The 17849-nt window shown below is 66.3% G+C and carries 20 protein-coding genes and 1 pseudogene; 15 read left to right on the top strand and 6 right to left on the bottom strand.

The window, feature by feature from the left end:
- Positions 1-12 precede the first annotated feature (12 nt).
- From hisD to VL52_RS06245, 15 genes are all read left to right on the top strand, one after another.
- Positions 13-1317 (top strand): histidinol dehydrogenase, encoded by a 1305-nt coding sequence (hisD, locus tag VL52_RS06315; protein ID WP_046156249.1) that lies wholly within the window; start codon positions 13-15, stop codon positions 1315-1317.
- A 60-nt stretch (positions 1318-1377) separates the two neighbouring features.
- Positions 1378-2364: an ABC transporter substrate-binding protein gene (locus VL52_RS06310; protein WP_046156248.1), complete on the top strand. Its 987-nt coding sequence runs from the start codon at positions 1378-1380 to the stop codon at positions 2362-2364.
- A gap of 79 nt (positions 2365-2443) precedes the next feature.
- A complete protein-coding gene (gene hisC, locus VL52_RS06305; RefSeq protein ID WP_046156247.1) occupies positions 2444-3514 on the top strand; it encodes a histidinol-phosphate transaminase in 1071 nt (356 codons plus the stop codon).
- Positions 3515-3521: 7 nt separating this feature from the next.
- A complete protein-coding gene (gene hisB, locus VL52_RS06300) occupies positions 3522-4115 on the top strand; it encodes an imidazoleglycerol-phosphate dehydratase HisB (RefSeq protein ID WP_046156246.1) in 594 nt (197 codons plus the stop codon).
- Entirely contained in the window at positions 4112-4750 is a 639-nt protein-coding gene (gene hisH / locus VL52_RS06295) for an imidazole glycerol phosphate synthase subunit HisH (protein WP_046156245.1), read from the top strand. Before hisB ends, hisH begins: the two co-directional genes overlap by 4 nt.
- A 21-nt stretch (positions 4751-4771) precedes the next feature.
- Positions 4772-5512, top strand: coding sequence for a 1-(5-phosphoribosyl)-5-[(5-phosphoribosylamino)methylideneamino]imidazole-4-carboxamide isomerase (gene hisA / locus VL52_RS06290; protein WP_046156244.1), 741 nt, complete (start codon positions 4772-4774; stop codon positions 5510-5512).
- Between the two features lie 72 nt (positions 5513-5584).
- A complete protein-coding gene (gene hisF, locus VL52_RS06285) occupies positions 5585-6349 on the top strand; it encodes an imidazole glycerol phosphate synthase subunit HisF (RefSeq protein WP_046156243.1) in 765 nt (254 codons plus the stop codon).
- Complete coding sequence (gene hisI, locus VL52_RS06280; protein WP_046156242.1) at positions 6346-6729, top strand: phosphoribosyl-AMP cyclohydrolase; 384 nt, start codon at positions 6346-6348, stop codon at positions 6727-6729. The genes hisF and hisI overlap by 4 nt, the downstream gene beginning before the upstream one ends.
- A 135-nt stretch (positions 6730-6864) precedes the next feature.
- A complete protein-coding gene (locus VL52_RS06275; RefSeq protein WP_046156241.1) occupies positions 6865-7191 on the top strand; it encodes a phosphoribosyl-ATP diphosphatase in 327 nt (108 codons plus the stop codon).
- A gap of 17 nt (positions 7192-7208) precedes the next feature.
- On the top strand, positions 7209-7532 hold the full coding sequence (locus VL52_RS06270; protein ID WP_046156240.1) for a histidine triad nucleotide-binding protein: 324 nt from the start codon (positions 7209-7211) through the stop codon (positions 7530-7532).
- 36 nt (positions 7533-7568) lie between these two features.
- Complete coding sequence (gene tatA, locus VL52_RS06265) at positions 7569-7775, top strand: Sec-independent protein translocase subunit TatA (RefSeq protein ID WP_021478416.1); 207 nt, start codon at positions 7569-7571, stop codon at positions 7773-7775.
- Positions 7776-7789: 14 nt separating this feature from the next.
- A complete protein-coding gene (gene tatB / locus VL52_RS06260; protein WP_046156239.1) occupies positions 7790-8311 on the top strand; it encodes a Sec-independent protein translocase protein TatB in 522 nt (173 codons plus the stop codon).
- Entirely contained in the window at positions 8308-9051 is a 744-nt protein-coding gene (gene tatC, locus VL52_RS06255; RefSeq protein WP_021478418.1) for a twin-arginine translocase subunit TatC, read from the top strand. The genes tatB and tatC overlap by 4 nt, the downstream gene beginning before the upstream one ends.
- Positions 9048-9395 (top strand): DUF2069 domain-containing protein, encoded by a 348-nt coding sequence (locus VL52_RS06250; protein ID WP_021478419.1) that lies wholly within the window; start codon positions 9048-9050, stop codon positions 9393-9395. The genes tatC and VL52_RS06250 overlap by 4 nt, the downstream gene beginning before the upstream one ends.
- A gap of 198 nt (positions 9396-9593) precedes the next feature.
- Positions 9594-11225 (top strand): methyl-accepting chemotaxis protein, encoded by a 1632-nt coding sequence (locus VL52_RS06245; protein ID WP_052729181.1) that lies wholly within the window; start codon positions 9594-9596, stop codon positions 11223-11225.
- 66 nt (positions 11226-11291) lie between these two features.
- Here the strand turns inward: VL52_RS06245 and VL52_RS06240 are convergent.
- The 6 genes and pseudogenes from VL52_RS06240 to VL52_RS06215 all read right to left on the bottom strand — a co-directional run bounded on the left by VL52_RS06240 (position 11292) and on the right by VL52_RS06215 (position 17113).
- Positions 11292-12069 (bottom strand): annotated as a pseudogene (locus tag VL52_RS06240) (TatD family hydrolase).
- Positions 12069-12752 carry a hypothetical protein gene (locus VL52_RS06235; protein WP_046156238.1) on the bottom strand — a complete coding sequence of 228 codons (684 nt, stop codon included), beginning with the start codon at positions 12750-12752 and terminating at the stop codon, positions 12069-12071. Before VL52_RS06235 ends, VL52_RS06240 begins: the two are co-directional and overlap by 1 nt.
- Positions 12753-12792: 40 nt before the next feature.
- Positions 12793-13341 carry an NUDIX domain-containing protein gene (locus tag VL52_RS06230; RefSeq protein WP_200895962.1) on the bottom strand — a complete coding sequence of 183 codons (549 nt, stop codon included), beginning with the start codon at positions 13339-13341 and terminating at the stop codon, positions 12793-12795.
- Positions 13338-15098: an ABC transporter ATP-binding protein gene (locus tag VL52_RS06225; protein ID WP_046156237.1), complete on the bottom strand. Its 1761-nt coding sequence runs from the start codon at positions 15096-15098 to the stop codon at positions 13338-13340. The genes VL52_RS06230 and VL52_RS06225 overlap by 4 nt, the downstream gene beginning before the upstream one ends.
- Positions 15088-16830, bottom strand: a complete 1743-nt coding sequence (locus tag VL52_RS06220; protein WP_046156236.1) for an ABC transporter transmembrane domain-containing protein — start codon at positions 16828-16830, stop codon at positions 15088-15090. The genes VL52_RS06225 and VL52_RS06220 overlap by 11 nt, the downstream gene beginning before the upstream one ends.
- Before the next feature lie 67 nt (positions 16831-16897).
- On the bottom strand, positions 16898-17113 hold the full coding sequence (locus tag VL52_RS06215) for a bestrophin family protein (RefSeq protein WP_046156235.1): 216 nt from the start codon (positions 17111-17113) through the stop codon (positions 16898-16900).
- Positions 17114-17849 lie beyond the last annotated feature (736 nt).

Raw genomic sequence — 17849 nt, 5'->3', positions numbered from 1 at the left:
CAGAGAATCATCATGTTGAAACTGTCCTCCTCCCAGCCCGACTTCGCCGCGCGCCTGAAAGCGCTGCTGGCCTTCGAAACCGCGCAGGACCCCGCAGTCGACGCCGCCGTGGCGTCCATCTGCGCCGACGTCCATCATCGCGGCGACGCGGCGTTGGTGGAGTACACCAACCGTTTCGACCGTATGCAGGCGGCGGGCATGGCCGACCTGACGCTCAGCCGCGAGCAGCTGGAAGCCGCGTGGGGACGTCTGCCGGCCGATGTGCGCGACGCGCTGTCCGCCGCCGCCGACCGCGTGCGCCGCTACCACGAGAAGCAGCTGGCGCACAGCTGGAGCTATGAGGACGAAGACGGCACCTTGCTGGGCCAGCAGGTGACGGCGCTGGACCGCGTCGGCATCTACGTGCCGGGGGGCAAGGCCGCCTATCCGAGCTCGGTGCTGATGAACGCGCTGCCGGCCAAGGTGGCCGGCGTCGGCGAAATCATCATGGTGGTGCCGACGCCGGGCGGCGAGCGCAACGACCTGGTGCTGGCCGCGGCCTATATCGCCGGCGTCGACAAGGTGTTCACCTGCGGCGGCGCTCAGGCGGTGGCTGCGCTGGCCTACGGCACCGAGACCGTGCCGCAGGTGGACAAGATCACCGGCCCGGGCAACGCCTACGTCGCCGCAGCCAAGCGCCGGGTGTTCGGCGTGGTCGGCATCGACATGGTGGCCGGCCCGTCGGAGATTCTGGTGATCTGCGACGGCGACACGCCGCCCGACTGGGTGGCTATGGATCTGTTCAGCCAGGCCGAGCACGACGAGATCGCCCAAGCCATCCTGCTGTGCCCGTCGGCGGACTATATCGCCAAGGTGGAGGCCAGCATCGCCAGGCTGCTGCCGTCCATGCCGCGCCGCGCCATCATCGAGCAGAGCCTCGCCAACCGCGGCGCGCTGATCGAGGTGCGCGATCTGGCCGAAGCCTGCGAGATCAGCAACTATATCGCGCCGGAGCATCTGGAACTGTCGGTGGCCGATCCGGAAGCCCTGCTGCCGCAATTGCGCCACGCCGGCGCCATCTTCATGGGCCGCTTCACCTCGGAGAGCCTGGGCGACTACTGCGCCGGCCCCAACCACGTGTTGCCGACCAGCCGCACCGCGCGTTTCGCCAGCCCGCTGGGCGTCTACGACTTCCAGAAGCGCAGCAGCCTGATCCGCGTGTCGCAGGCGGGCGCGCAGAAGCTGGGCCGCATCGCCAGCCTGCTGGCGCACGGCGAGGGCCTGACCGCTCACGCCCGCGCCGCCGAGCTGCGGCTGGAGGATGGGAAGCCGGGCTAGGGCATTTTCGCGCCGTCCTCTACCCTGAAAGCTGGCAAGGCCGGCGGAGGAGTGGGAGCGATGGCGAGGATAGGCGTGTGGCTGGCGGTTGGCCTGCTGTGCTTGGCCGCGTCGGCGTTCGGCGCGGAAAAGAAGGTGTTCCTGCTGGAGAGTTATCACAGCGATTACCAGTGGGATCATGACTACCGCGCGGCGCTGTACGAGAAGCTGTCCGGGCGGTGCGAACTGGCGGTATACGCGCTGGACAGCAAGCGCCTGCCGCGAGACCAAGTGCTGATCCGGGTTGAGGAGGCGCGCAAGCGCATCGCGGCTTTCCAGCCCGATCTTGTCATCGTCGGCGACGATGCCGCGTTACAACTGGTGGGGAGCAAGCTGGCCGAGGCCGGCGTTCCGGTCATCTATCTCGGCATCAACAACAATCCGCGCAACTATTTCCAGTCCACGCCGAGCAATATCAGCGGCGTGCTGGAGCGGCCGCTGATCCTGCGCAATATTTTCGAGCTGGGGCGCATGGTGCCTGGCTTGAAGCGCGCGCTGGCCCTGTTCGACAGCGACCTGACTTCGCGCATCATCCGCGACGAAGCCTTCGTCGGCCGGGACAACATCCGGTTGGGCGGCATAGACGTCGACATCGCGCTGCCCTACACCTTCGCCGAGTGGCAGCAGCGTGTCCTGCAGGCGCCGCAGCGCTACCAGGCGATCTGGGTAGGATTGTATTTCACGCTGCGTGACGACAACGGCAAGGTCGTGCCTAGCGACGAAGTGATGCGCTGGACCACGGCCAACAGCAAATTGCCGATGTTCGCGTTCTGGAATTTCGCGGTGGGCAAGGGCAAGGCCATAGGTGGCCGGGTGCTGACCGGGCGCGAGCAGGGGCTGGAGGCTGCGCGGATGGCGCAGGCGACGCTGTTCGAGAGCCGCAGCCTGTCCTCATTGTTCCCGGTCACGCCGTCGGAAGGCGAATACCTGTTCAGTCGCAGCGAGCTGGCGCGTTCCGGCCTGTCGCTGCCGCCGCAGGTGGCGCGCAAGGCGCATTGGGTCGAGTAGCCCAAAACCCGCGAAACTTGTAGGATGGACGTTCCGGCCTGGCGCGCGCCGCGCGGCCGGCAAGGGGCGAGAAAGAGACATGAAACTGACTGTGCAACAACTGGTGCGGCCCGAGATCGCCGCCATCGGGGCCTACCATGTGGCCGACGCCTCCGGCTTCATCAAGCTGGACGCGATGGAAAACCCGTGGCCGCTGCCGGTCGAGCTGCAGCATGAGCTGGCCGCCGAGCTGGCCCAGGTGGCGCTGAATCGCTATCCGGACGCCAACGGCGGCGGCCTGAAAGACGATCTGCGCGCCGCCTTCGCCATTCCGGCGGCGGCAGACATCGTGCTGGGCAACGGTTCGGACGAGCTGATCACGCTGGTCTCCCAGGCGCTGGCGCGTCCCGGCGCCAAGCTGCTGGCGCTGGAGCCGTCGTTCGTGATGTACAAGATGAACGCGCTGTTCTCCGGCCTGCAGTACGTCGGCGTGCCGCTGAACGGTGATTTCACGCTGGATCTGCCGGCCACGCTCGTCGCCATCGAGCGCGAGCAGCCGGCGGTGGTGTTCGTGTCCTACCCCAACAATCCCACCGGGCCGCGCTACGCCCGCGACGAGGTGATGGCGATCTGCCGCGCCGCGCCGGGGCTGGTGGTGGTGGACGAGGCCTATCAGAGCTTCGCCTCCGACAGCTTCATGGACCTGGCCGGCGAGCTGGGCAACCTGCTGGTGATGCGCACGCTGTCCAAGCTGGGCCTGGCCGGCATCCGCCTTGGCTACGCCGCGGCCAGTCCGGCGTGGATCGAGCAGCTGAACAAGGTGCGGCCGCCGTACAACGTCAATGTGCTGACCCTCGCCGCCGCCCGTTTCGCCCTGAAGCACCTGGACGTGTTCAACCGCCAGGCGGCCGAGCTGCGCGCCGAGCGCGCGAAACTGTCGGCGGCGCTGGCCGCCTTGCCTCAACTGGCGGCGTTTCCGTCCGAGGCCAATTTCGTCACCGTCCGCGCGCCGGACGCGCCGGCCCTGTTTCAGCACTTGAAGGCGTCCGGCATCCTGATCAAGCAGCTGCACGGCAGCCACCCGCTGCTGGCTAACTGCCTGCGCCTGACCGTGGGCAGTCCGGACGAAAACGCCGCGCTGCTGTCCGCCATCCAACGTTTTTTCGCCTGAAGCCGCAATGAGAACCGCAACTGTCACCCGCAACACGCTGGAAACCCAGATCACCGTCAGCCTGAATCTGGACGGCACCGGCGTCGGCCGCTTTGAAACCGGCGTGCCCTTCCTCGACCACATGATGGACCAGATCGCCCGCCACGGCCTGATCGATCTAGATGTCAAGGCGGTGGGCGACCTGCATATCGATGCCCACCACACGGTGGAGGATATCGGCATCACGCTGGGCCAGGCTTTCGCCCAGGCCATCGGCGACAAGAAGGGCATCCGCCGCTACGGCCACGCCTACGTGCCGCTGGACGAGGCGCTGAGCCGGGTGGTGATCGATCTGTCCGGCCGTCCAGGCCTGGTCTACAACGTCGACTACACCCGCGCCAGCATCGGCCAGTTCGATGTGGACCTGTTCTCCGAATTTTTCCACGGCTTCGTCAATCACAGCATGATTACCCTGCACATCGACAATCTGCGCGGCCACAACAGCCACCATCAGGCCGAGACCATCTTCAAGGCTTTCGGCCGCGCGCTGCGCATGTCTTGCGAGCACGATGAGCGCATGGCCGGCATCACGCCGTCCACCAAAGGGACGCTGTCGGCATGAAGGTCGCAGTGATTGATTACGGCATGGGCAATCTGCACTCGGTGCTGAAGTCCCTGCAGGCCGCCAACGAAAACGGCGCCGATATTTTCCTGACTCGCGACCCGGAAGCGGTGGTGAAGGCCGACAAGGTGGTCTTCCCCGGTCAGGGCGCGATGCCCGACTGCATGCGCGAGCTGAACCGCCATGGTCTGGCCGAGGCGGTCCGTGAAACCACGCAGAACAAGCCGTTTTTTGGAATCTGCGTCGGCGCGCAGCTATTGTTCGAACATAGCGAGGAAGGCGACACCGCCGGCCTGGGCCTGTTCCCGGGCGACGTGCGGCGTTTCGCCGACGATCTCGTCGCCGGCGGCGAGCGCCTGAAAGTGCCGCACATGGGTTGGAACCAGGTGTACCAGACCCGGTCCCATCCCTTGTTCGCCGGCATCGCCGACGGCGAGCGCTTCTATTTCGTCCACAGCTACCATTTCGCGCCGGCCGACGCGGCGCTTACGCTCGCGGAAAGCGATTATCCGCAGCGGTTTGCTTGCATCGTCGGGCGTGGCAACATATTCGCCACGCAGTTTCACACCGAAAAGAGCCACCGGGCCGGACTTCTGATGATGAAGAATTTCCTGGCCTGGGACGGCAATGTTTAACTTACGAATACACCTAGCACCATGCTGCTGATACCCGCGATAGACCTGAAAGACGGTCAATGCGTGCGCCTGAGACAGGGCGCAATGGACGACGCCACCATTTTCTCCGACGATCCGGTCAAGGTTGCCGCCCACTGGCGCGACCAGGGCGCGCGACGCCTGCATCTGGTGGACTTGAACGGCGCCTTCGCCGGCAAGCCGAAAAACTTGTCGGTGATCCGCGACATCCTCGGCGAGGTCGGCACCGACATGCCGGTGCAGCTGGGCGGCGGCATCCGCGATCTGGACACCATCGAGGCCTACCTCGACATGGGTTTGTCCTACGTGATCATCGGCACCGCCGCGGTGAAGACGCCGGGCTTCCTGCACGACGCCTGCGACGCCTTCCCCGGGCAGGTCATCGTCGGCCTGGACGCCAAGGACGGCATGGTGGCGATCGACGGTTGGGCCAAGATCACCAACCATAACGTGATCGATCTGGCCAAGCGCTTCGAAGACTACGGCGTCAACTCGGTGATCTACACCGACATCGGCCGCGACGGCATGATGACCGGCGTCAACATCGAAGCCACCGTCAAGCTGGCGCAGGCGCTGACCATTCCGGTGATCGCCTCCGGAGGCCTGACCAACCTCGACGACATCCGCGCGCTGTGCGCGGTGGCGGACGAGGGCGTGGAGGGCGCGGTCACCGGCCGCGCCATCTACGAGGGCAGCATCGATTTCGCCGCCGCGCAAACGCTGGCGGACGAACTGGCCGGCTGAGCCGGCTGACCGCGTCGAAGCGGCGGGCATGTCCCGCCGCTTCGGCGCGCCTGAAGCTTTCTGGAAACGCACATGCTTGCCAAACGCATCATCCCCTGCCTGGACGTGACCGCCGGCCGCGTGGTCAAGGGCGTCAATTTCCTGGGCCTGCGCGACGCCGGCGACCCGGTGGAAATCGCCCGCCGCTACAACGAGCAGGGCGCCGACGAACTGACCTTCCTCGACATCACCGCAAGCTCCGACCAGCGCGACATCATCCTGCACGTCATCGAGGCGGTGGCCGACCAGGTGTTCATCCCGCTGACCGTCGGCGGCGGCGTGCGCAGCGTCGCCGACATCCGCCGCCTGCTCAACGCCGGCGCCGACAAAGTCAGCATCAATACCGCCGCGGTGACCCATCCAGAGTTCGTGCGCGAAGCCTCCGATCACTTCGGCAACCAATGCATCGTCGTCGCGCTGGACGCCAAGGCGGTGACGCCGGAGAACGACCGCTGGGAAATCTTCACCCACGGCGGCCGCAACCGCACCGGGCTGGACGCCGTCGAATGGGCGCGCAAGATGCAGCAACTGGGCGCCGGCGAAATCCTGCTCACCAGCATGGACCGCGACGGCACCAAGGCCGGCTTCAACCTGCCGCTGACGCGCGCGGTGTCGGACGCGGTGAACATCCCCGTCATCGCCTCCGGCGGCGTCGGCAATCTGCAGCACCTGGTAGCCGGGGTGAAGGAAGGCCATGCCGACGCGGTGCTGGCGGCCAGCATCTTCCATTTCGGCGAATACACGGTGACGGAAGCCAAGCAGGCGATGCGCGACGCGGGAATCGAGGTGAGGCTATGAGCTGGCTGGACGAAGTGAAGTGGGACGACAAGGGCCTGGTCACGGCCATCGCCCAGGACGCGGCCAGCGGCCGGGTGTTGATGGTGGCGTGGATGAACCGCGAAAGCCTGCAGCTCACCGCCGATACCGGCATCGCCCACTACTGGAGCCGCTCGCGGCAAAAGCTGTGGAAGAAGGGCGAGGAGTCCGGCCATTTGCAAAACATCAGCGAGCTGCGCCTGGACTGCGATGGCGATGTGATCGTGATGCAGATCGAACAAATCGGCGGCATCGCCTGTCACACCGGACGGGAGAGCTGTTTCTACCGCCGTTTCGAGAACGGCGGCTGGACGACGGTGGACGCGGTGCTGAAAGACCCGCGCGCCATCTACCATCCCTGAATTGCGGCCGGTCAACGCCGGCGCCCCCGGCCGGGTTACAATGGCGGACCGGTTTTGCCAGAATGTCATGCCCGAGCCGTATACTGGAAGGCTGGCGGGCATCAGAGCCTGCAAAGGGTTCGAAAGGATAAGGATATGACCCCGGACGTGTTGAAGAACATAGCCGATACGCTGGAGGCCCGGCGCGAGGCGGCGCCGCAATCGTCTTATGTGGCTTCGCTGTTCCACAAGGGCGAAGACGCCATCCTGAAGAAGGTGGCGGAAGAGGCGGCGGAGACGCTGATGGCCTCCAAGGACAAGGACAAGCTGCATCTGGTGCGCGAAGTGGCCGACTTGTGGTTCCATACCATGGTGCTGTTGGCATATCATGGCCTGCGTCCGGAAGACGTGGTGATGGAGCTGCATCGCCGCGAGGGCATTTCCGGCCTGGACGAGAAGGCCGCGCGCAAACCCACAGCCTGAATGACGGAACACTCACGATGAGCGATTGCCTTTTCTGCAAGATCGTGGCGGGCCAGATTCCCGCCAACAAGGTTTACGAAGACGAAGACGTGCTGGCCTTCCACGACATCCGTCCGATCGCGCCGGTGCATTTCATGATCATCCCCAAGCGCCACGTCGACTCGCTGGCCCATTGCGGCCCCGAGCACGAGGCGGTGCTGGGCAAGATCCTGACGCTGGCGCCCCGGCTGGCCAAGGAGCAGGGCCTGGAGTCCGGCTTCAAGACCGGCATCAACACCGGCCGCGGCGGCGGCCAGGAAGTATTCCATCTGCACGTGCATGTGTTCGGCCACAAGGGCTGAGCGCGGCTCCCGTTTTTTCATCAAGGAAGAGTCACAATGGGTTCTCTGAGCATCTGGCATTGGCTGATCGTGCTGCTGATCGTGGTATTGGTGTTCGGCACCAGGAAGCTGCCCGGCATCGGCAAGGACCTCGGCAACGCGGTCAAGGGCTTCAAGGAAGGCATGAACGAAGGCGCCAAGGAAGGCCAGCCGCCGGCCAAGGACGCCGGCCGCATCATTGACGGCGAAGCCGACAAGAAATGACGTGGTGACGCGGCGTGCTTGACATCAGTTTCGGCGAATTCGCCCTGATCGGCGTGGTGGCGCTGGTGGTGCTGGGCCCGGAGCGCCTGCCCGCGGTGGCGCGCACCGTCGGCGCGCTGCTGGCCCGCGCCCAGCGCTTCGTCGCCAATGTGAAGGCGGACATGCAGCAGCAAGCCAATCTGCAGGGGCTGGATTCCATCCGGCAAGACCTGCAGGAGGCGGCGCAAAGTTTCCGCGGCCAACTGGAGGCCGAGGTGCAGCAGGTCCGCGACACGATAGACCAGGGCGCCGCCGACGCGCGCGCGCTGGCCGGTGAGGCGGCAGAGCCTTTCCATGAGGCCGAGCGCACGATACACGGCGGACCCGCGCCGGACGCGGAGGCTGAGGCTCATGAAGCCGAGGCGCATCCGCCCGAGGCCGCTCCGGCCGCGCAAGCCGATGTCCCGCCGCGCGACGAAAACCAGCTGGACCTGTTCGACGACGTTTCGCCGAGCAGGCCCGCCTCCCAACCTTCCGCAACACAAGCCCGCGAATGAACGAACAACCGCTGCTCGCGCACCTGATCGAGCTGCGCACCCGGCTGGTGCGCGCGCTGCTCGGCATCGCCCTGGCGTTTCTGGGGCTGTTCCACTGGTCGTCCGACATCTACCATCTGCTGGCCAAGCCGTTGCTGGACGCGTTGCCCCAGGGCGGCAGCATGATCGCCACGGAGGTGACGTCCACCTTCTTCGTGCCGATGAAGGTGACCATGCTGGTGGCCTTCCTGGTCTCGCTGCCCAACACGCTGTACCAGATCTGGGCCTTTGTCGCGCCCGGCCTGTACAGCCACGAGAAGAAGCTGGTGCTGCCATTGGTGCTGGCCAGCCTCTTGCTGTTCCTCACCGGCATGGCCTTCGCTTATTTCCTGGTGTTCCCGGTGGTGTTCCACTTCATGTCGGCGGTGACGCCCGCCGGCGTCAGCATGATGACCGATATCGACAAGTACCTGTCCTTTGTCCTGGGCATGTTCCTGGCTTTCGGCACCACGTTCGAGGTGCCGGTGGTGGTGGTGCTGTTGACGCGGATGGGTGTGGTGACGGTAGCCAAGCTGCGCGAGGCGCGGCCTTATGTGATCGTCGGCGCCTTCGTCGTCGCGGCCATCGTCACGCCGCCGGACGTGTTGTCGCAAACGATGCTGGCGGTGCCGCTGTGGCTGCTGTTCGAGGCCGGCGTGCTGGTGGCGGCGCTGCTGGAGCGCAAGGCGCGCGCCCGCGAACAGGCGGAGAGCGCGCCATGAGCCGCGAAGCCTGCCGCGCCGGCGCGTCCGCCGCGCTGATCGCCCTGATCGCGCTGACGCTGGCCTGGGAGCTGTGGCTGGCGCCGCTGCGCGCCGGCGGCTCCTTTCTGGCGTTCAAGGCCTTGCTGTTGCTGCTGCCGCTGCGCGGCATCCTGGCGGGGCGGCTCTATACCTACCAGTGGTCGAGCATGTTCATCCTGGGATTTTTCATCGAGGGTGTGATGCGTGGCTGGGCCGACCATGGCCTGTCGCAGCGATTGGCATGGTGTGAAGTCCTGATTAGTACACTATTCTTCATCTGTGTATTGGGATACGCCAGGAGCTTCAAGAAGCTCAAGGCCTGAGGCTCGCCAGAATCAAGGAAGACCGGCATCCCATGATGCTGGTTTTTTTTTGAGCTTTTTGCCACTGATATCGCGTGAGTTTAGCTGTTCAGAATGCCGCGGCTGGCAGGCCGGCGGGGCGCTCATCTAAAATCGCTGCACAAAACGGACCGGGCTCAGCCCGGCCACTTTCATCTCATCGGGTGTGGGGAAGTAACAATGCGGAATTTTTCCATCGCGGCCAGGATTACCCTCGGCTTCGGGCTGCTATTGGCGGCCCTGATTCTCACCGGCGTGTTCACGCAGCTGGGACTGAACAAGATCACCCGTCGGGTGGCGGAGGTCAGTTCGCAGGAACTGGTGTTCTACACGGACATCGTCGAATTGCAGCGGAGCATGGGCAATCTGCGCCGTTTCGAGAAAGACTATTTCATCAATATCGCCAGCGACGCTAAGCGCACCGAGTACCAGGGCAAGTGGAAGGACGCGCTGGCTGGCGCGCAGAAGTCGATCCAGCAGGCGGGCGGCCATCCGCTGGATGACGGCGCCAGCCAGAAACTGGCCAAGCTCGGCACGTTGCTGGCCGGCTACGCCGACGGTTTCGGCAAGGTGTCGGCCCAGGTGGAGGGCAAGCAGCTGGTGTCCACCGCCGACGCCAACCACGAGCTGGACAAGTACAAGGAAAATATCCACCAGATGGAAGGCACGGCCGAGGATCTGGCCAAGGCCGCGGCCGACGCCGTCGGCCTGCTGGACGATCAGATCGACGCCACCGCCACCGCGGTGCGCAGCCAGTTGATGACCGAGATCATCATCGCGCTGGGCGTCGGCGTCTTGTTCGCCTGGTACATCATCTCCTCGATCCGCCAGCCGCTGCTGAAAATGCGCGACGCCAGCCAGGAGCTGGCCGACCAGCGCAATCTGCGCTTGCAATTGCCGGATTTCGGCCAGAATGAATTGGGCAGCGTAGGCGGCTCGCTGGGCAAGCTGGTGGACAGCGTGAGGTCGGTTGTCGAGGAGTCGCAGCAGCACTCCGCCAGCTTGGCGAAAGCGGCCGGACAGCTGTCCGGCGTCAGCGAGCACGTGTCGTCGGCTTCCGTTCACCAGTCGGAGGCGGCGTCCAGCGGCGCGGCGGCGATCGAGCAGATGTCGGTCAGCATCAATCTGGTGGCCGACAGCACCCAGGACGTCGAGCGCCAGGCGAGGCTGACCATGGAGCAAGCCAGCGCCGGCACCGAGCTGGCGCAGAAGGCGGCCGGCGAGATTCGCCAGATCGCCACCACCATCACCGAGACCGCGACCGTGATGGACGGCTTGAACCAGCGCTCATCCGACATCAGCGACATCGTCCGCGTCATCCACGACATCGCCGAGCAGACCAATCTGTTGGCGCTGAACGCGGCGATCGAGGCGGCGCGCGCCGGCGAGATGGGGCGGGGCTTCGCGGTGGTGGCGGACGAGGTGCGCAAGCTGGCGGAACGCACCAGCCAGGCCACCACCGAGATATCCAGCCACATCGACGGCGTGCTGGCCGACACTCAGCGCGCCTACCAGAGCATGCAGCAGGCCAACAGCCGCATCGAGAACGGCGTGGTCAGCGCCTCCAGCGTCGCCGACGCGCTGGGCCAGATCCGCGAGCTGGCCGAGCAATCGGTGCAACGCATCGCCGACATCGCCAATGCGATCAAGGAACAGAGCCTGGCCAGTCAGTCGGTGGCGCGCAATGTCGAGCAGATCGCGCAGATGAACGGCCAGACCACCGAGGCGGCCACCGAGGCCAGCAAGCTGGCCACCGAGCTGAGCGGCCTGTCCGAGGAGCTGGACGCCTGCCTGCAGCGGTTCCGCACCTGAGTCCGGCGCGCGCGGTGACAAACGAAAGCCCCGGCTGCGTGCCGGGGCTTTTTGTCTGCCAGCGCGTCAGCGCAGGGCCAGCGCCGCCAGCGTGTTGTCGTGCAGCGCGCGCCGCAGCGGCGCGGTCTGGATGCCGCGTAACTCAGCCAGCACTTCGACGAAACGGGCCAGCTGGAATGGTTCGTTGGGGACGTTTTGGGCGTACTCGGGGCGAATGTCCGGCGCGTCGGTTTCCAGCACCAGGCTGGAGAGCGGCAGGGTGGCGGCCAGCGCTCGGATGCGGCGCGAGCCGCTATAGGTCATCGCGCCGCCGAAGCCCAGCTTGAAGCCCTGGCGGATGAAGGCTTGCGCCTGCTGCTCGCTGCCGTTGAAGGCATGGGCGATGCCGCATTCGATGCAGATGCTTCAACACCCGGTCTGCGGAGCGCCGGACGTGCAATACCACCGGCAGGCCGTGTTTGCGGGCCAGCTTCAGCTGTTCGACCAGCAGCGCCTCCTGCCGCGCCGGGTCCAGCTCCGGCAGGTAGAAGTCCAGGCCGATCTCGCCGACGGCGGCCGGCGCATGCCGCGCCAGGTACTCGTCCAGCTGGGCCAGATGCTCGTCCAGATGCCGGTCCAGGTAGATGGGATGTAGGCCGAAGGCGATCCAGCAGCCGTAGCGCTCGCGCATCGCCAGCACGTCATCGAAGGTGCCGGCCGTCACTGCAGGCACCAGCAGCTGGCCGACGCCCGCCGCGCGCGCGCGCGCCGCCACGCCGTCCACGTCCGGCGCGAGCTCCGGCGCGTCCAGATGGCAGTGGCTGTCTATCAGGCAGTCTTCGGCCGGCAGCGGATCGAAACGCATCACAGTTTCCAGGTGAAGCCCAGCAGCGTCTGCCAGCCGGCGGTATGCTCGCCGGTGTTTTCCGCGGCCCAGCGGCTGCCGGCGCCCAGATCCAGCGTCCAGTGGCGGGAGAGCGGGTGCGACATCACCAGCAAGAGATTGCTTTGCTCCAGCTGCCAGCCAGATCCGTCGTCATGGTGATTCAAACCCAGCCGGCGCTTCTGGTTGGCCAGGCTGGCCCAGCCCAGCACTGAAAACTTCTGGCCCATCCAGTCGCCCAGCGGCGCGTCCAGCGTGGCTACCAGCAACTGGCCGGGATGGCTGTCGCCGATGCGGCTGGCGTAGCCGAAGGACAGGCTGCCGTCGCGCGGCAGATCGAAGCCGTAGCGCGCCAGCGCCAGGCTTTGCGACACCCCGCCGCCCAGACTCCAGGCCGGCTCGTTGGCCACGCCCAGCGACACCCATCCCGCGGGCGCCGGCAGCGCCCAGCCGCCTTCGCCGTCCTGCACGTACAGCGCGCCGAAACGGGTGCGGTATTGCAGGTCCACGCTGGGCTGCAGCCGCGACGAATTGCCGTATGAGGTTTGCCGCGTCATCAGCTCGGTGCTGATGGACAGGTCGAGATCCTTGTCGTCTTCGGCATGGCAGGACAGGGTGGTCAGCGACAGGCAGAGCAGGCTGGCGATGGCGGGCGGGCGTGGCATCGGGGCTCCGGTACGGGGAAGGGCCGCGGCGCGGCCCGGTTCAAGCGTTTATCTTAGCCAACTTGGCGGCGAAGCGCGCCAGGTGCGGATCGCTGTCGGCATGGGGCAGCTGGTTGAAATCGAACCAGCGCACCTCGTTGAATTCCGTCTTGTCATGGCGCAGCGGCAGCGTCCGAGCGACAGGCAGCGCGTACCACAGCGTCACGTCCAGATGGCGGGCGGCGCGGCCGGCGACCTCCGTGCGCGTGAGAAAGGAGGCCGCGGGCACGGGCAGGCCGCCAACGCCCAGTTCCTCGAGCAGCTCGCGCGCCACCGCGTCGCGCGGATGCTCGTCGGGATCGACATGGCCGCCGGTCGGCAGCCATAGGCCGGCATTGCGGTGGTCGACCAGCAACATGCCGGCTTCGTCCACCAGCGCGAAGTAGGTCGACAAGTGTATCGGCGGCTTGGCCGGCTTTTCCCGCCGCCACAGCTCGGCGCCGGAATCGATCCAGTCCAGCGTGGCCTGTCGGTGCGCCTCTTCCTGCGCGTCCAGCGGGGCGATGGCGGCCACTTCGGCGCGGATGGCCGCGCGCAAATCCGGACTCACGCTTCCTCCTCCGGCTGCAGCTGTTGCAGCAAATAGAGCTTGTGGTAGATGCCGCCGTGCCGCATCAACGCGTCATGGTCGCCGGATTCGGCGATGCGGCCGTGGTTGAGCACGACGATGGCGTCGGCGTCGCGGATGGTGGACAGCCGGTGGGCGATGGAGATCAGCGTGATCTTGCCGGCCAGCCGCGACAGCGCCTGCTGCACCAACTGCTCGGTTTCGCTGTCTATGCGCGAGGTGGCCTCGTCCAGCAGCAGGATGCGCGGCTTGCCCGCCAGCGCGCGGGCGATGGCGATCAGCTGCTTCTGGCCGCTGGACAGCCGCGCGCCGCTCTCGCCCATATCGCTGTCGTAGCCGTTTTCCAGCGACAGGATCAGCTCGTGCACGCCGGCGGCGCGGGCGGCGGCCTCTATCTCGCCTTGCGGCAGGCCGCGGCCCATGTCGATGTTTTCCCGGGCGCTGGCGGCCAGCAGGAACGGGTCTTGCGGCACCAGGCCGACTCCGGCGCGGAAGGCGGCGTCGCCGATGGCGTAGAGCGGCTGGCCGTCGACCAGGATCTCGCCTTGCTGTGGCCGGTAGAAGCGCAGCAGCAGCGACAGCAGCGTCGATTTGCCGCTGCCGGTGTGGCCGACGATGCCGATGAAGCTGCCGGCCGGAATATCCAGGCTCAGATCGTGCAGCACCGGATGCTCGGCCTGGTAGCCGAAGCGCAGGCCGCGGAAGCTGACCGCGCCGTCGGCGATATGGCCGGCTTCCGAGGCTTGCGGCGCGGCCGTCTCGGCCAGTAGCTGGCTGACGCGGCTGGCGGCCACCACCGCCTGCTGCAGCTGGCCGAATTGCAGCGTGATCTGGATCAGCGGCTCCACCACCCGGCCGATGTAGCCGACGAAGGCGTACAGCACGCCGATCTCCAGCCCATCCAGCGGGCGCTGGCCGTAGCTGTGGATCACCGCGACCAGCAGCAGCACGTTGAGCAGGTCCAGCGCGGGGCGCAGCAGCCAGGCGTTGGCGCGCAGCTCGCGCAGCCGAGCGTGGTAGTAGCGCTGGTTGGTGTCGTCGAAGCGGCCGATGAAGCGGCCTTCGGCGTTGCTGGCCTGCAATACCGAGATGCCGGAGATGGATTCCGCCATCTGGGCGTTGATGTCGCTGCGCAGCGCGCGGGCGCGGGCCACCGACGGCGCGCTCAGCCGCTGGTACAGCCAGACGATGGCGAGGGTGGCCGGGAACAGCAGCAGAGAGACCAGCATCAGCCGCCAGTCCAGCCAGGCCATCGCCGCCAGCGCGCCCAGCACCACGATGCTGCTGTTGAGGATGACGAACAGCGCTTGCACGTACAGCGCTTTGACGGATTCGGTGTCGTTGGTGACGCGGCTGACCAGCTGGCCGGTGATCGCCTTGTCGAAGAAGGCCATCGGCAGCCGCATCACATGGCCGTAGACCCGCTCGCGCAGCCGCAGCACCGCGCGCATCGCCACGCCGGCCAGCCGCACCAGCTGGCGGTAGCGCAGCGCGGCGGCGGTCAGTCCCAGCAGCAGGCTGCCGGCCAGCAGGCCGGCGATGGCGCTCCAGTCCAGCCGGTGCGGCAGCAGGTAGTTGTCGATGAATACCTTGCCCAGCAGCGGCGCGCCAGCCTCCAGCAAGGCGGCGATCATCAGCCAGAATCCGCCCCGCCACAGATGGCGGCGGTCGGGGCGGGCGGCGTCGATGAGCAGGGAGACCGCTGCGCGGGTTTGCAGGCGGTTGGCGTCAGATTTCATCGAGGCTGGCCTCCAGTTGTTGATAGCGCCATTGGCTGGCGTACCAGCCGTCTTGCCGCAGCAGCTCGTCGTGGCTGCCTTGTTCGGCGATGCGGCCGTGGTTCAGCGCCACGATGTGGTCGGCGTCGGCCACCGCCGACAGCCGGTGGCTGACGATGATGACGCTGCGGCCGCGCCGCGCCTCGCGCAGATGGCCGAGGATGCGGCTCTCGGTATCGGTGTCCACCGCCGACAGCGCGTCGTCCAGCAGCAACAGCGGCGCGTCGGCCAGCAGCGCGCGGGCGATGGCCAGCCGCTGGCGCTGGCCGCCGGACAGCGCCACGCCTTTTTCGCCCACCGGCGTCGCGTAGCCTTGCGGCAGCCTGAGAATGTCGTCGTGCACCGCCGCCAGCCGCGCCACCCGCTCGATCTCTTGCGGGCCGGCGTCCGGCCGCGCCAGAGCGATGTTCTCCGCCACGCTGGCGGAGAACAGGAAGGCTTCCTGCGGCACCCAGCTGATCGCGCCGCGCAGGGTCCGCAGCGAGTAGTCGTCGATGTCGGCGCCGCTCCAGCGTATCGCGCCTTGCTGCAGCGGGTATTGCCGCATCAGCAGTTTCAGCAGCGTGGATTTGCCGCTGCCGGTGGGACCGACCACGCCCAGCGTCTGCCCGGGCGGCAGTTGGACCGACACCTGGCGCAATGCGGCGGCGGCGTCTTCCGAATAGTGGAAGGTGAGGTCGTCGAAAACCAGCGCGCCGGGCGCGAGCTCGGTCCGGTTGCCGTCGTCGGCGACGTCGGGCTCGGCGTCCAGCACCGGCTGCAGCCGGCGCCAGGCGGCGGCGCCGCGCTGCAGCAGCGACAGCACCCAGCCGGCGGCGAACATCGGCCAGATCAGCTGCACCAGGTACATGCTGAAGCTGGTGAGCGCGCCTATGGTCAGCTGGCCGTGCCAGACCAGGTAGCCGCCCAGCGCCAGCGCGATGGCGGTGGCGGTGACCAGGGCGACGCCCACGGCGGGTTCGAACGCGGCCTCCCAGCGCTGGGCCTCGAAGCTGCTGTCCGACGCCGCGGCCGCCAGCCGGGACAGCTCGGCGTCGTTGCGCGCCTCCAGCCCCAGCGCGCGCAGAGTGCGCACGCCGGACAGGGTTTCCTGCACGTGGTCGTTGAGCTGGCCGAAACGGGAGAGGGCTTCGCCCCATTCGCGGTGGATGTGGTCGGAAATGCGGGCGAAGGCCCAGGCCATGAAGGGGAAGGGCAGCAGCGCCGCCAGCGCCAGCCGCCAGTCCACGCCCAGCGTCATCATCGCCAGCACCAGCGCCAGGGTCAGCAGGCCGTCGAAGCCGGCCAGCATCGCTTCGCCCGCCGCCATCTCCACCGAGTCTATGTCGTTGGTGGCGCGGGCCATCAGGTCGCCGGTGCGCTGGCGCTGGAAGAAGGCCGGGCCTTGTCCGGCCAGGCTGCGGTACAGCTTGCCGCGCAGCTCCACGCCCAGTTTGTACGAGGCGGTGAACAGCTGCAGCCGCCAGCCCACGCGCAGGGCGTAGATGGCCAGGCCCATCGCCAGCAGCCGGCCCAGCTCCATCAGCAGCGCGTCGCCGGACAGCCGCCGCGCCACCAGCGCGTCGACGATATGGCCCACCTGGCGTGGAATCATCACGGTCAGCACCGCCACCGCGGCCAGCATCAGCGCGGCCAGGATGTAGGAGCGCCAATGGCGGGAGACGAAGCTGAACAGCAGGCGGGTCAGGGACATGGGGGCGCCGGGGGTCGTTCGGAGCCGTCCATTCTATGCAAACTCCAATGTCATTGCCACCCGGCGCTCAATGCAGGTATACGCCGCGCTTGGGCGGCGGCGGCGTCTCCATCGGCAGGCCCTGCATCTCGCGCAGCGATGATTCGATGGTATGGCACAGCGTGGACAGCGGCAGGTCGTTGCCCTCGGTGCCAAACGGCTCCTCCAGCTCTTCGGCGATCTGTTCCAGCGCGAAATAGGTGTAGGCGATGAACACCGCGATCGGCGGCGTCAGCCAGCCTATGCTGCTGGCCGAGCGAGCGGCTGGTGATCAGTAGGTTGCCCCGTAGCTTGGACGTCTCGAAAGATCGCCAGTGATAGGCCTGGTAGCGTGAAGCTGGAAATGCCCTGCGACGATTTGCAGGCTTTGCAGCCACCAGTGACGGGTGAATGCGACGTGACAGTCACGACCAGCACCATAAGCAGTTGCGGCATGATGCGTGGCAGCACCGAGCCGCGCTAGACGAAGAGCAGACGGAATCATGACGGTGTATTGCGGACTGTCATGGCTTGGCGATGCTAAGGGCCAAAATAGGATGTTACGCAATTAACCATCATTAGATGATGGATAGAAGAGATTGGTCATGGATAAGGCCCGCAGTCTGCCGGCCGCCGCTTGCCCGGCCGCTCCTCACCGACGGTCGACGGTAGTGGCTATGGATCATCTTGTGTATGTGGTGGGTGTCCACCGCAAATTTTAGTGTTTTATTACATTACTCTACTGCATTGACATTCCAATTGGCGATAAGTAACCTGACTTGGTTTTATTTATGACAATTGCAAAATTAACGAGGATTTAACTATGCCAATTGGACTTTTTGCCCTGGCCTTAGGGGCGTTCGGTATCGGACTCACCGAGTTCGGCATCGTCGGCTTGCTGCCGCAGGTGGCGGCGGATTTCAGGATCACGGAGCAGGTGGCGGGCTATCTGGTGTCTGGCTACGCGCTGAGTGTGGCGATAGGAGCGGTGGCATTGACGG

Origin of the sequence: Chromobacterium vaccinii, from assembly GCF_000971335.1 — a bacterium.
In the GTDB taxonomy this organism is placed as follows: domain Bacteria; phylum Pseudomonadota; class Gammaproteobacteria; order Burkholderiales; family Chromobacteriaceae; genus Chromobacterium; species Chromobacterium vaccinii.
This window is presented reverse-complemented; position numbering and strand designations above follow the sequence as displayed.

Excerpts from the sequence above, each read along its gene's own strand:
- hisD (WP_046156249.1), top strand. The coding sequence starts at position 13 with ATGTTGAAACTGTCCTCCTCCCAGCCCGACTTCGCCGCGCGCCTGAAA.
- VL52_RS06310 (WP_046156248.1), top strand. The coding sequence starts at position 1,378 with ATGGCGAGGATAGGCGTGTGGCTGGCGGTTGGCCTGCTGTGCTTGGCC.
- hisC (WP_046156247.1), top strand. The coding sequence starts at position 2,444 with ATGAAACTGACTGTGCAACAACTGGTGCGGCCCGAGATCGCCGCCATC.
- hisB (WP_046156246.1), top strand. The coding sequence starts at position 3,522 with ATGAGAACCGCAACTGTCACCCGCAACACGCTGGAAACCCAGATCACC.
- hisH (WP_046156245.1), top strand. The coding sequence starts at position 4,112 with ATGAAGGTCGCAGTGATTGATTACGGCATGGGCAATCTGCACTCGGTG.
- hisA (WP_046156244.1), top strand. The coding sequence starts at position 4,772 with ATGCTGCTGATACCCGCGATAGACCTGAAAGACGGTCAATGCGTGCGC.
- hisF (WP_046156243.1), top strand. The coding sequence starts at position 5,585 with ATGCTTGCCAAACGCATCATCCCCTGCCTGGACGTGACCGCCGGCCGC.
- hisI (WP_046156242.1), top strand. The coding sequence starts at position 6,346 with ATGAGCTGGCTGGACGAAGTGAAGTGGGACGACAAGGGCCTGGTCACG.
- VL52_RS06275 (WP_046156241.1), top strand. The coding sequence starts at position 6,865 with ATGACCCCGGACGTGTTGAAGAACATAGCCGATACGCTGGAGGCCCGG.
- VL52_RS06270 (WP_046156240.1), top strand. The coding sequence starts at position 7,209 with ATGAGCGATTGCCTTTTCTGCAAGATCGTGGCGGGCCAGATTCCCGCC.
- tatA (WP_021478416.1), top strand. The coding sequence starts at position 7,569 with ATGGGTTCTCTGAGCATCTGGCATTGGCTGATCGTGCTGCTGATCGTG.
- tatC (WP_021478418.1), top strand. The coding sequence starts at position 8,308 with ATGAACGAACAACCGCTGCTCGCGCACCTGATCGAGCTGCGCACCCGG.
- VL52_RS06250 (WP_021478419.1), top strand. The coding sequence starts at position 9,048 with ATGAGCCGCGAAGCCTGCCGCGCCGGCGCGTCCGCCGCGCTGATCGCC.
- VL52_RS06245 (WP_052729181.1), top strand. The coding sequence starts at position 9,594 with ATGCGGAATTTTTCCATCGCGGCCAGGATTACCCTCGGCTTCGGGCTG.
- VL52_RS06235 (WP_046156238.1), bottom strand. The coding sequence starts at position 12,752 with ATGCCACGCCCGCCCGCCATCGCCAGCCTGCTCTGCCTGTCGCTGACC.
- VL52_RS06225 (WP_046156237.1), bottom strand. The coding sequence starts at position 15,098 with ATGAAATCTGACGCCAACCGCCTGCAAACCCGCGCAGCGGTCTCCCTG.
- VL52_RS06220 (WP_046156236.1), bottom strand. The coding sequence starts at position 16,830 with ATGTCCCTGACCCGCCTGCTGTTCAGCTTCGTCTCCCGCCATTGGCGC.